General features: G+C 46.2%; 11 protein-coding genes. 7 read left to right on the forward strand and 4 right to left on the reverse strand.

Going from position 1 to position 12,341, the window contains the following annotated elements:
- The first annotated feature begins 200 nt into the window (after window positions 1-200).
- From SPEA_RS21820 to SPEA_RS21850, 7 genes are all read left to right on the forward strand, one after another.
- Window positions 201-1,352 (forward strand): iron-containing alcohol dehydrogenase, encoded by a 1,152-nt coding sequence (locus SPEA_RS21820; RefSeq protein WP_012157348.1) that lies wholly within the window; start codon window positions 201-203, stop codon window positions 1,350-1,352.
- A 67-nt stretch (window positions 1,353-1,419) separates the two neighbouring features.
- Window positions 1,420-1,815 carry a cupin domain-containing protein gene (locus SPEA_RS21825; RefSeq protein WP_012157349.1) on the forward strand — a complete coding sequence of 132 codons (396 nt, stop codon included), beginning with the start codon at window positions 1,420-1,422 and terminating at the stop codon, window positions 1,813-1,815.
- Between the two features lie 177 nt (window positions 1,816-1,992).
- On the forward strand, window positions 1,993-2,655 hold the full coding sequence (locus tag SPEA_RS21830) for a DUF3157 family protein (RefSeq protein WP_012157350.1): 663 nt from the start codon (window positions 1,993-1,995) through the stop codon (window positions 2,653-2,655).
- Between the two features lie 251 nt (window positions 2,656-2,906).
- Entirely contained in the window at window positions 2,907-3,626 is a 720-nt protein-coding gene (locus SPEA_RS21835) for a sulfite exporter TauE/SafE family protein (RefSeq protein WP_263053351.1), read from the forward strand.
- Between the two features lie 80 nt (window positions 3,627-3,706).
- A complete protein-coding gene (locus SPEA_RS21840; protein ID WP_012157352.1) occupies window positions 3,707-4,726 on the forward strand; it encodes a D-cysteine desulfhydrase family protein in 1,020 nt (339 codons plus the stop codon).
- Between the two features lie 110 nt (window positions 4,727-4,836).
- Window positions 4,837-6,243: a Na+/H+ antiporter NhaC family protein gene (locus tag SPEA_RS21845; protein ID WP_012157353.1), complete on the forward strand. Its 1,407-nt coding sequence runs from the start codon at window positions 4,837-4,839 to the stop codon at window positions 6,241-6,243.
- Window positions 6,244-6,315: 72 nt separating this feature from the next.
- Entirely contained in the window at window positions 6,316-6,702 is a 387-nt protein-coding gene (locus SPEA_RS21850) for a RidA family protein (protein ID WP_012157354.1), read from the forward strand.
- Between the two features lie 133 nt (window positions 6,703-6,835).
- Here the strand turns inward: SPEA_RS21850 and SPEA_RS21855 are convergent, their stop codons facing one another.
- From SPEA_RS21855 to hutC, 4 genes are all read right to left on the reverse strand, one after another.
- Window positions 6,836-7,747: a LysR substrate-binding domain-containing protein gene (locus SPEA_RS21855; RefSeq protein WP_223296543.1), complete on the reverse strand. Its 912-nt coding sequence runs from the start codon at window positions 7,745-7,747 to the stop codon at window positions 6,836-6,838.
- 397 nt (window positions 7,748-8,144) lie between these two features.
- On the reverse strand, window positions 8,145-9,677 hold the full coding sequence (hutH, locus tag SPEA_RS21860) for a histidine ammonia-lyase (RefSeq protein ID WP_012157356.1): 1,533 nt from the start codon (window positions 9,675-9,677) through the stop codon (window positions 8,145-8,147).
- A 3-nt stretch (window positions 9,678-9,680) separates the two neighbouring features.
- Entirely contained in the window at window positions 9,681-11,369 is a 1,689-nt protein-coding gene (gene hutU / locus SPEA_RS21865; protein ID WP_012157357.1) for a urocanate hydratase, read from the reverse strand.
- 131 nt (window positions 11,370-11,500) lie between these two features.
- Window positions 11,501-12,205, reverse strand: coding sequence for a histidine utilization transcriptional repressor HutC (gene hutC, locus SPEA_RS21870; protein ID WP_012157358.1), 705 nt, complete (start codon window positions 12,203-12,205; stop codon window positions 11,501-11,503).
- Window positions 12,206-12,341: the final 136 nt, after the last annotated feature.

Genomic DNA, 12,341 nt, shown 5'->3' on the forward strand with positions numbered 1-12,341 from the left:
GATTATTACTATTTGGTAAAAATCATTTTCAATTTTAGCTAATTATCATTTTAAACGTAAAGAGTAAACTCTCCTCATCGATTAAGCACAGGCAATTAGTACTGATGCCTTCAAACGATAAAAATCACTTTTATATTATCAACCTCTTTAATTTTTTTATTTAACAATTTGATTTTTAACTTAAATTTTAGGAAAACATTATGAGCAGCGTATTTTACATGCCTCCAATGACTCTTATGGGTCAAAACGCAATCCAATCTCTAGGTTCAGAGCTAACAAGCAAAGAGCTAAAGAAAGCACTTATCGTTACCGACGGTGTACTCGTTGAAATTGGCCTAGTTAATCGCCTAACTGATGAACTAAAAAGCCACAACATCGACTTTGCTATCTATGACGGCGTTAAGCCAAACCCAACTGAAAAAAATATCGAAGATGGCCTTGCCCTACTAGCGCAAGAAAACTGTGACTTTGTTATTTCATTTGGTGGTGGTTCTTCACACGATGCAGCAAAAGGTATTGCATTAGTTGCTGCAAACGGTGGCCATATTCGTGATTACTCAAAAGGTGTGCATACATCTAAGAAACCACAGCTTCCACTAGTGACCATTAACACAACTGCTGGTACGGCTTCAGAAATGACAGTATTTGCCATCATTACTAACGAAGCTGACGAAACCAAATACCCAGTTGTTGATAAGCATTTCACTCCAATTATTGCTGTAAATGACTCAGAACTCATGGTTGCTATGCCTAAGTTCTTAACTGCAGCAACAGGTATGGACGCACTAACTCACGCTGTTGAAGCCTATGTTTCTACTGCAGCAACACCTATTACTGATGCCTCAGCTATCAAGGCAATAGAGCTAATTTCACAAAACTTAGCTACTGCAGTTGAGAACGGTGAAGATCGCCAAGCACGTGATGCAATGCAGTACGGTGAGTACCTTGCTGGTATGGCATTCTCTAATGCTTCGCTCGGTTATGTTCACTCTATGGCGCATCAGTTAGGCGGTGTTTACGACTTAGTACATGGTCTATGTAACGCAATTCTTCTACCTGAAGTTTCACGTTTCAACGCTGTAGCAACCCCAACACGCTTTGTTGATATAGCCAGAGCTATGGGTGTTGATGTATCAAACATGACCCAAAAGCAAGCTATCGAAGCCGGCATAGAGGCAATTGAAGCCCTATCTCGTCAAGTAGGCACAGCACAACGCCTAAGTGACTTAGGTGTTACTGAAGAGAAACTCGCATTCATGGCGCAAAACGCGCTAAACGATGCCTGCTCTCTAACTAATCCACGTAAAGCGAGCCTTGAAGAAATCATCACTATCTTCAGAGCGCGTTTGTAATTCAGTCTTAAATCCATCAAATAAGGGGGGGATAAGCTTCCCCCTCATTCATTATTCTAGGATCCCCATGACAAGCTTAACCAGTCAAAGCAACAAAATTACCCTGATCAAATCAGGCTCATTCGCACTTAATGATTTAAGCCAGTTATTAAATATCGAAAACCTAAAGAGTGATATGGCTGAAGTAAGTGTCACTAACAACAGCAACGCCCTCACTATTGGCCACTTTACTATGGCGCCAGGTACTGAATTTGAGTACTTCTATGATTCTGTTGAATATAAGGTGATCACCAAGGGAAAAATCATCGTACGTGATACCGACAACGTGAAATACGTTGCAGAAGTCGGTGACGTATTACTTTTCTCTCCTGATGTAACCGTCATTTTTGATGCAGAGAGTGATGGCGAAGCCATCTACACAGCTCATCGCCTAGCTGCAGCTGATTTTGCCCCAAAAGCTTAACCACTGACTTTATACACCAACCCGACTTTTATCTTCGGGTTGGTGTTTTACGACCAATAAACCAAACTTCTCCCTCTGTGATCCTGCGATAACACCGCCTTATTCTGACTAACGCCTGTATTAATCCCGCACGACTTTGTCTATGCTAGGGCAATCAACTTAAACAGGTTATTTCCCATGTATAAAGCTCTGCGTACCTACACCTCGATTGCATTATTACTATTTTCTATACCGGCATTTTCCGAAGAGGTGGCGCGAGTCACTCTAGAAAATGGTGCGACGGTCAAATTAAACGATGACTTCACTTGGGAATATGTGATTCTCGAGAGTCAAATCAAACCTGATACCGCAGTGCCAGTTACCTTACCAGCTACAGTCGGCACGGTTGTGGCTGTAGAGAGCGCAGCTCCAGCAATATCCGAAGCACCAACAACAGCAGTGCCGTCGACATTGCCAGCAAAAACAGAAACGTTAACCTCTTCAGCGATAGCCCAATCGGCACTACTAAAATCAACCGCTAAAGGCGGCGTCAAAGTCAGCTTTCTTGATAGCCAATGGGATGATGATGGCCGTTTAGGGCTCACCTTCGAGCTTAATAGCAACAGCCCCGAGCACTACGTAATGATAGAGCTAGAAGTCAGCCTATTTGCCGACTCTGGTGCATTAATAAAGAAAGAGACGGTTAAAGTTTGGCAAGCGGTATTTAGAATGCCTGACACTTACCTACGCAAAGGTCAGACTCGTGACAGTCGCGTATTCTGGATTGAGGACTTAGATCCTAAGCTATGGACTAAAGAGTTGATGAGCCTGAAAATCGGTGAGATGGACTCACGCATGTAACCTCAACAATAGTCGTTAACCAAGCCGTAAGGGCTCAACCCTTACGGCTTTTTTCGTTTAAATGGGCCGTAGAAAGCAGATAGCGCTCTAAACTTTTGCCATTAAACCTAACCAGATGAGTTTCAGCATAACATTTAGTTATAGCTGAGAAATATTTAATCAATTGACCAAAATGGGGGGCGTAAACATATAATCCACCCATAGATTAAATATATTATTCCGGTTGTATTATGGAACTCTCATTATTATTAATGACAGTGTTTTTTGCAGCAACACTACAAGCTGCAACAGGTTTTGGATTTGGATTAATTGGCGTAAGCTTCTTATTGGTTTTATTACAATCTAATTCTGCTGTTCAAATTGTTATTATATTAACATTAGCCATGTCGTTAGTTCATTGGGTTAAAATTCGCAAAATCGCGCCAATGGAACTGGTTAAAAAAATAATGTTAGGTTGTGCCTTAGGCTATCCAATTGGCATTATTATTTTCAGTAATTTCGACCTTACAGGGCTAAAGATAGCCGTTGCTATTCTCATTCTGGCTATCACTGCACAAAACATCTTAGAAATGGTCAAAGTCCGCAGAGGCCGTGAAGCCGTCCCAGCTAGCATGGGCAGAGGTTCATGCTTTGGAGTCGGCACCATGTCTGGCGTGATGGCCAGCGCCATGGCCATGCCTGGCCCTGTGGTTATTGCCTATCTAACTCGTAGTCCACTGGCTAAAGATCAAATCCGTGCAACGGTAATCACCTGCTCCACCTTCTCCTATATTGTCGCTTTAGGCCTACAAGCCTCATTCGTCGGCATTGAAGTCGCTACTTTTAAAACATCCATGATGTTAATTCCTGCGACTTTTGCTGGAGCCTTCTTTGGTGATTACATATCAAAATATATTAACCAAGAATTATTTAAAAAAATAACACTCGCAGTTTTACTGGGCAGCGGAATAAACATCCTGCTCAATATATAAATACAAAATAAAACCAGACATTAAAAAGCTATTCTTATAAATATTGATAAAAGAATAAATTAATATAAAGGAATCAAAACATGCTTACTGATAAATACCCTAAAGCTCAATTAGCTCACACTCCAACCCCTTTCGAATTTATGGCCAATATGACCAAGAAATTCGATGGCCCTAAATTATGGATTAAACGTGACGATGCAACTGGCTTAGCCATGGGTGGTAACAAGGCTCGTCAATTAGAGTTTTACGTTGGTAAGGCTCAAGCCGATGGTTGTGACACCCTACTCACCACAGGTGCGGTTCAGTCTAACCACGTTCGTATGACTGTTGCAGCAGCACGTAAGATGGGCTGGCATGTTGAAGTACAGCTAGAGCACCGTGTTGATGGCCGACTACCTGAGTACGAAGATAGCGGTAACCCATTCCTAGATAAATTAATGGGCGCAAAAATTCACAACTATCCAGTAGGTGAAGATGAGAACGGTGCGGATCAGGTGATGTATGACAGAGCCGACGAGCTAGCGGAAGAGGGCTACAAGCCGTTCGTTATTCCACTAGGCGCTGTAGGTAAAACACCTTGGGGCGCACTAGGTTATGTTGACTGTGTTGAAGAGTTATTGCTTCAAGCGCAAGCGACTGGCATGAAGATCGATGCCATCGTATTACCAACAGGCTCAGCTAACACCCACGCAGGTGTTTTAGCTGGCTTAATCGCGCTAAACAGCGATATCCCAGTATATGGTTTCTGTGTTCGCCGCGATAAAGTAGCTCAGTTCGAGCGTGTATTAGTTAAGACTCGCAAAGTACTGCAACTGCTTGGTGTTGATGAAAATAAAGCGACTCACGACTTAGTTAAGTGTGAAGATTGGGTGCTTGGCCCTGGATATGGCCAATTGACGACTGAAGTTCATGAAGCAATCGAGATTTTAGGTCATGAAGAAGGGATATTATTAGACCCTACCTACACAGCTAAGAGCATGGCTGGCATGATCGGCATGATCCGCGACGGTCAATTCACTAAAGATCAGAACGTCGTCTTTTTACACACAGGTGGTACACCAGCCCTATTCGGCTACCCAGAACTGATTGCCAATAAGTAAAAACTAAATAAAAAAACATGCCTGAGGGTCTTCTCAGGCATTTTGGCCAAATTTTCATTCCTCGTCGCCACTGTCCCTACAGCCATGACGAAGGAATAGGTAGAATCATTATGTCTCAGTCAACTAAGCTTGAGTTTCATATTGGAAAAATTGGTGGAATGGTTCCACTATTGACCATGGTCGGTCTAATGTTATTGCTTACCTTTAATGGTGTGGGTGGCCCTAAAGCCGCTTGGGCACCTGGCTTTATCGCCATTATTTTAGGTATGTTCCTAGTTAAGAGTAAGCGCGATTATTTTCAATCTATTTTAGACGGCATCGCCGATAAAACCGGTGTTGTGGTGATCACAGCCTGGATCTTCGCAGCCGTACTCGGCTCCTTAATGAAGGCCGGCGGCCTAGTAGACGGTATCTTGTGGTTTGGCATGTCGACCGGTATTCAAGGCAGCATGTTCCTTATCATCGTCTTTATGTCTACCGCTATCTTCGCCATGGGCACAGGTTCTTCAAACGGTGCTAACTTAGCACTCGCGCCAATTTTGTTCCCAGCGGGTGTTTACTTAGGCGCAGATCCTGCCTTCGTTGCCCTAGCCCTACTATCGGGTGCGGTATTTGGCGATAACGTTGCCCCAATTTCAGATACTACCATCGTAGGCTGTACCACACAGGGAGCCGATTTCGGCGCCACGGTTCGCCAACGTATGCCGCTTTCACTAACAGCCGGCGCTATCGCACTGGTTGCCTTGGTAGTCTTTGGTCAAGGTGATGGCTTAGTCGAAGCTGCCACTCAAAATGGTGACAGTGCACGCCCAGAAAGCTTACTTATGCTGCTCTCAGTTGCTGCCGTTGTGTTCTTTGCACTGAAGGGGCGTCACCTGTTAGAAGCCCTAAGCTACGGTATCCTTGTTGCGACAGTTGTTGGACTTGGCATTGGTGCTTTCGCGGTATCGGATCTGTTCACCGTTCCATCTGAGCGCGGCGTATCGAATGGCATCATCGAAGATGCGATTGCTGGCGTGACGGGTGCAGTGGTCTTCGTAATCCTAATCTTAGGTGTTATCAAGATTTTCATGAATAGCGGCATTATGGATGACATTCTTGCCTTCATCACCGAGCGCGTTTCAAGCAGCACTCGCAGCACCGAGCTATTAATGTTCTTCTCGACTTCAGTGTCATCACTATTAGTTAGTTCGAACGCACCATCTCAACTGCTAGTTGGCCCAACTCTGGTTAAGCCATTAGGAGAGAAGAACAACATTACTCCTGAGCGCCGCGCTAACCTAATGAGCGCCTCAGTATGTTCTATCTTCTACATGATGCCTTGGTGTCTTGCGGTGATGGTTTGGTACTCAGCGGTAGAAACATCAGCCATCTCTTCTGGCTTAGCGGTTCCGAGTGCCTCGATCAGCTTTATGGCACCTTACCCTTGGGCGCTACTGGGTGTGATGATGTTCTCTATCATCACAGGTTGGAAACGCTACGGTAATCAGGCTCAAGCTCAAGTACAGCCAGCCTAATTAATTGCATTAAACCAATAACAATAACTGTGGCGGCGCAGTCCGCCACAAGTAAGAAAATAGGAAATAGAAATGACTAAAGCACTTAACACTGAATCAGCACCAGCAGCAATCGGCCCATATGTTCAGGGTGTTGACCTTGGTAGCATGATCTTTACCTCTGGCCAGCTACCTATCGATCCTGCTACAGGTGAGATGTCTGCCGATGTTGCTGAGCAGGCGCTACAGTCACTGAAAAACGTACAGGCTATCGTAGAGTCTGCGGGTCTAACTATGGCTAACGTGTTTAAGATGACAGTATTCGTCAAAGATCTAAACAGCTTCCCAATCGTTAACGAAGTTTACCAAAACTTCTTCGACAACTTAGGCGCTGCTTACCCTGCACGTTCTTGTGTTGAAGTTGCACGTCTTCCAAAAGATGCGCTAATCGAGATCGAAGCGATTGCAGTAAGAAGCTAATTAGCATTACCTCCTCATCCCCCTATAAAAATACCGCAGTTTGCTGCGGTATTTTTTTGCCTGTTCTTCATATTAGCTTTCAGGCTTTTTATTGCGCTAAGGGCTCTTTATTTCGCTAAGGGCTTATACAAAGCTAAGGGCTTTCAAAATACTCAAATAAGATCTCTAGGAAAGCATTCACCATCCTAGGAGTTTGAATGCCTTTTGCCTGAACCACGTGGTATTCCCACTCTGTCACAGGCTCAAATGGTCGACTTATAATGCCGTCGGCACCAGAATGCAGTACAAAGGGGTCTAAAATTGCGATGCCAACTCCCTTTCTTACCAACTGAAATAGCGTACTCTGCTCTCTCGCTTCGAGAATAATATTGCGCTTAACGCTCTGCTTCAGAAACGCATCCTCGACTCGGGTTCGAAACGGGCTACCATAGGCCAAAGTCATAAAGCGTTCATGTTTCAGATCGGTCGGTGAAAGTGAATCTTTATCTGCCAGAGGGTGCCCCTCATGGAGCAAGACCACCGCCCTGTGCCTGCGTAAGAATCGACAATCGAACTCATCCTCATCCGCTTCAACATTGGTGGTTATGGCGATATCAATTCTATGACTACGCACCATATCCAACAGCTGAATTCTCGATGCCGACTCCAGCTCAATAGATACATTGGGGTGCAAACTTAAAAATGCCGCTATCACATCGGGCATAAAGCTGTTAGAACAGATAGGCATGACTCCGACACGCAATCGCCCCTGATTATTACGGGCAATGGCATCGGCCGAAGAGGCTAGACTATTCATGCCAATAAAGACGCGGTTAACATCCTTATAGAATAATTTTGCCTCCGGCGTTGCCTCTAACTTATTGTGTGTTCGCACAAAAAGCGGAAAACCTACTCGATACTCCAGCTCAGATAAGAGTCGGCTCACAGCGGGTTGAGAGATATACATAAGCTCGGCAGCGCCCGTTACCGTGCCCGATAACATAAAACAGCGAAACGCTTCTATCTGGCGAATTTTAATTTTCGAATCTGCTGGCAATGATTTCACCTAATGAGATACAGCTATAGTCAGGTGATAGTAGCGAAAAGCACAATAAACTACCGAGCAGCGCCTCGCAAATCCATCATCTTACATAGTGAAAAATCAACAAAAAATTGCCCTTAAGTAATGATGCTCACTTAAAAAGTGACTTAGGAAAAATTCGATTACTTCTAAAGATAATAATGGACCACGGAGGACACGAAGAGCACGGAGAAAAGCAAGGTAAAACTTTGTCTTCGGGCCCTCTGTGCAGCAAACGAAGTGAGCGCTTCGTGGTTTATAAGCTTTTAAAGCAAAGAACCCTACATATGCAGGGTTCTTAGTTTTTTACTTATTAATCAAGTTGGAGCTTATCTTATCAGTATTATGCCCTCAGGCCCTTTTTACTCACTACTGACTAAACCTATAGGCTTGGCAAGATCTCTGCTGGCAGGTAAGCGTTATAGCTTGCCGTTAGCAGTAGGTCAGTCGCCGCTTCGATATCTGGGCCGAAGAAACGGTCCTTATCGTAGTAACTCACTAGCTCACGTAACTCGCCTTTGGCCTGTGCCACAGCCTTGCTAGGTTGTAGTGGCGCACGGAAATCTAACCCCTGCGCCGCAGCCAATAGCTCAACCGCTAAAACCCCACGGGTGTTTTCAGACATATCGCGTAAACGACGCGCCGCGAAGGTCGCCATAGACACGTGATCTTCTTGGTTAGCCGATGTTGGCAAACTATCTACCGAGGCTGGGTGGGCGTAGGTCTTGTTCTCAGAGGCCAATGCCGCCGCTGTTACCTGGGCAATCATAAAGCCTGAGTTTACCCCGCCGTTTTCCACCAAGAATGGCGGTAGCTTAGACAGGTTAGAGTCGATAAGCAGCGCAATACGACGTTCTGCAATCGAGCCCAATTCTGCAATGGCAATCGCCAAGTTATCAGCCGCCATGGCAACAGGTTCGGCGTGAAAGTTACCGCCCGAGATAATGTCGCCCGTGTCTTGGAACACTAATGGATTATCGGTAACGCCGTTTGCTTCTGTGCCTAGCACTTCGGCCGCATGACGAATTTGAGTCAAACATGCGCCGAGCACCTGTGGCTGACAGCGCAGTGAATATGGATCTTGCACCTTTTCACAGTTGACGTGATCTAGGCTAATCTCAGACTCACCACCCAGTAAATGACGGAACACCGCTGCCGAATCGATTTGACCTTTTTGCCCGCGAGCCGCGTGAATACGTGGGTCAAACGGGCTACGACTGCCCATGGCCGCTTCAACGCTCATGGCACCGATTACCGAGCTTGCGGCAAACAGATCTTCTGCGTTAAATAGGCCTTCAAGGGCTAAAGCCGTTGACGCTTGCGTGCCGTTAAGTAGCGCTAGACCTTCTTTCGCGGCCAATTCGATAGGCTTAAGGCCTGCAATTTCGAGGCCCTCAGCCGCGCTGATGAGCTGACCTTGATAGCTCATCTCGCCTTCGCCAAGCAGCGGCAAACACATGTGTGATAGCGGCGCGAGGTCACCCGAAGCCCCTACAGAGCCTTTCTCTGGTACACATGGATAAACACCCGCGTTAACCAAGGCGATAAGGAAGTTGATCACCTCTAAACGAATGCCCGAGAAACCACGGCTTAGGGAGTTGATCTTCAATACCATCATCAAACGCACGGTGGCGTCTTGCATATATTGGCCGGTACCCGCTGCATGAGACAGTACGATTGAGCGCTGCAACAATTGCAGATCGTCGGCGGCAATCTTAGTGTTAGCGAGCAACCCAAAACCTGTGTTGATACCGTAAACAGTGCGGCCTTCATCCAATACTTGCTGCACTAGGCCTGCGCTAGTGTTGATATCTGCGATAGCACTTTCGGCCAGCTCTAAAGTGACCTTGCCACGGCTGATTTCACGGATTTGCGCTAGGGTTAAGGTACCCGGAGTTAATACTAAATGGCTCATGTTCTACTTACCCTCTGTTGTGGCTTTCTCTAGCATCGGCAGGTCTAGACCCTGCTCTTTTGCACAATTTTTAGCGATATCGTAACCCGCGTCAGCATGACGCATTACGCCGGTTGCAGGGTCATTCCACAGTACGCGACCTAAGCGCGCAGCCGCATCATCAGTACCGTCTGCCACAATCACCACACCTGAGTGCTGGCTAAAGCCCATACCCACACCACCACCGTGGTGTAGTGACACCCAAGTGGCGCCACTAGCCGTATTCAATAGTGCATTCATTAATGGCCAGTCCGATACCGCATCAGAGCCGTCGAGCATAGATTCGGTTTCACGGTTAGGGCTAGCAACAGAGCCTGAGTCTAAATGGTCGCGACCAATCACAACCGGCGCTGAAAGTTCGCCATTTTTAACCATCTCGTTAAAGGCTAATGCTAAGCGAGCACGGTCTTTTAGACCCACCCAACAGATGCGTGATGGCAAACCTTGGAAGGCAATACGCTCTCGCGCCATATCCAGCCAGTTGTGTAAGTGCGGATTATCAGGAATAAGCTCTTTAACTTTAGCGTCGGTCTTGTAGATATCTTCAGGGTCGCCAGACAGCGCCACCCAACGGAATGGTCCAATACCTTCACAGAACAGAGGGCGCACATAGGCAGGTACGAAACCTGGGAAATCGAATGCGTTTTCTACGCCTTCTTCAAATGCCATTTGGCGAATGTTGTTACCGTAATCGGTGGTTGCCGCACCAGCTGCTTGCAGTGCTAGCATCGCCTTAACTTGAACCGCCATCGACTGCTTAGCCGCTTTAACTACTGCAGCTTCATCAGTCTTACGCATCTCGATAGCTTGTTCTAACGTCCAGCCTTGTGGCAGGTAACCATTGAGCGGATCATGCGCCGATGTTTGGTCGGTTACTACATCAGGGGTAATACCGCGCTCTACTAGCTCGGCAAATACGTCAGCAGCATTAGCTAATAGGCCAACAGAGACAGGCTTGCCGCTCTTGTTAGCTTCATCAATCATCGCCAAAGCTTCATCAAGGGTGGTGGCTTTTTTGTCGACGTATTTTGTACGTAGGCGGAAATCGATACGAGTCTCATCCACTTCACAGGTCAGTACCGAGTAACCCGCCATGGTGCCAGCTAGTGGCTGCGCGCCCCCCATACCACCAAGGCCGCCGGTTAAGATCCACTTGCCAGCAGATGAACCATTAAAGTGCTGTTTAGCCATAGCAACGAAGGTCTCGTAAGTCCCTTGAACTATGCCTTGCGAGCCGATGTAGATCCAAGAACCCGCCGTCATCTGGCCATACATGGCCAAACCTTTCTTATCTAACTCGTTAAAGTGCTCCCAGTTAGCCCAATGTGGCACTAGGTTAGAGTTAGCGATGATCACCCGCGGTGCATTGTTGTGAGTCTTGAACACGCCAACTGGCTTACCAGACTGTACTAATAGCGTTTCGTCCTCTTCAAGGCGTTGCAGAACCTCAACGATTTTGTCGTAACATTCCCAGTCACGGGCAGCACGGCCAATACCACCATAAACCACCAAGTCTTCAGGGCGCTCAGCCACATCAGGGTGCAGGTTGTTCATCAACATGCGCAATGGGGCTTCGGTTAGCCAGCTCTTACAACTTAACTCTGTTCCTGTCGGCGCGATAATGCGGCGGCTTGGATCGTGTCTCTTATCCATGGGGACTACCTCGTTCAATTTGTTTTTATGTTTTTCTTATTCGCTTATTTTTAAGCTTTATATTTACTGTCTATTTATTTTGTAAATCATTTGGTAAATCGTTTTACTGCTCATGCTGTAACTTAACTGGCTTAACTAAAAGTCAGGTGGCCACCGAGTCTAAATCGACTTCCTGGGTGCACTAAACGTGCAAAACTCACCACACCTTGGCGTGACCAAGTGCGGCGAGTGATCTGTAAACAGGGCTCAGTGGCGGCGATTTCAAGTAGCGCTAACTGCGTCACATCGGCCATTTTGGCTTCGATGGTGTGCTTAGCTTCGGTAAGCGGTGCCACCATCGATAAATATTCATGGGGAGTTTGTTTAGTAAAATCTTGGGATAAATACTCAGGCACCAGTTTAGGATTAACGAAGCGATCTTCTAGCTGCAGCGGCGTACCCTGCTCGCAATGTACTAATACCGACTGGTAAACCGTACTGCCTTCTTCCAGCCCAAGCGCAATCGCAATCGCGCCAGTTGCTACCGTTTGCGTGAGCAACACTTGTTGCACACTATAACCATGGCCACGGTCTTTTATCTCATCGGCAATATTACGGATCGCCATCATTGAAGACTGCGATTTTAAGCCAGCAACGAAGGTACCTAAGCCTTGTGAACGCTCTAAAACGCCCGATTCGGTTAACTCAGTTAACGCTCGACGCGCCGTCATACGGCTACAATTAAATAGTTCCGCCAACTGATTTTCAGACGGTACGCGGCTATCTTCCGCCCATTCGCCAGACTCAATTTGCGCTAAAATATATTGCTTAATCTCTTCAAACTTTGGCGTTGCCATTAACCGTCCCGTTACCGCTAAACTACTCACCGACTATTTACTTGCTTAAAAACTCGGCTACAATCCTAGCTTGTATATACAAGTAAACACAAGCTAGCTCACAAATTATTTTTAGTGTTAGTATTCCCTCATCGCA

Source organism: Shewanella pealeana ATCC 700345 (assembly GCF_000018285.1).
In the GTDB taxonomy this organism is placed as follows: domain Bacteria; phylum Pseudomonadota; class Gammaproteobacteria; order Enterobacterales; family Shewanellaceae; genus Shewanella; species Shewanella pealeana.

Coding starts and splice junctions, on each gene's coding strand:
- SPEA_RS21825 (WP_012157349.1), top strand. CDS start 1,420: ATGACAAGCTTAACCAGTCAAAGCAACAAAATTACCCTGATCAAATCA.
- SPEA_RS21830 (WP_012157350.1), top strand. CDS start 1,993: ATGTATAAAGCTCTGCGTACCTACACCTCGATTGCATTATTACTATTT.
- SPEA_RS21820 (WP_012157348.1), top strand. CDS start 201: ATGAGCAGCGTATTTTACATGCCTCCAATGACTCTTATGGGTCAAAAC.
- SPEA_RS21835 (WP_263053351.1), top strand. CDS start 2,907: ATGACAGTGTTTTTTGCAGCAACACTACAAGCTGCAACAGGTTTTGGA.
- SPEA_RS21840 (WP_012157352.1), top strand. CDS start 3,707: ATGCTTACTGATAAATACCCTAAAGCTCAATTAGCTCACACTCCAACC.
- hutH (WP_012157356.1), bottom strand. CDS start 9,677: ATGAGCCATTTAGTATTAACTCCGGGTACCTTAACCCTAGCGCAAATC.
- hutU (WP_012157357.1), bottom strand. CDS start 11,369: ATGGATAAGAGACACGATCCAAGCCGCCGCATTATCGCGCCGACAGGA.
- SPEA_RS21850 (WP_012157354.1), top strand. CDS start 6,316: ATGACTAAAGCACTTAACACTGAATCAGCACCAGCAGCAATCGGCCCA.
- SPEA_RS21845 (WP_012157353.1), top strand. CDS start 4,837: ATGTCTCAGTCAACTAAGCTTGAGTTTCATATTGGAAAAATTGGTGGA.
- hutC (WP_012157358.1), bottom strand. CDS start 12,205: ATGGCAACGCCAAAGTTTGAAGAGATTAAGCAATATATTTTAGCGCAA.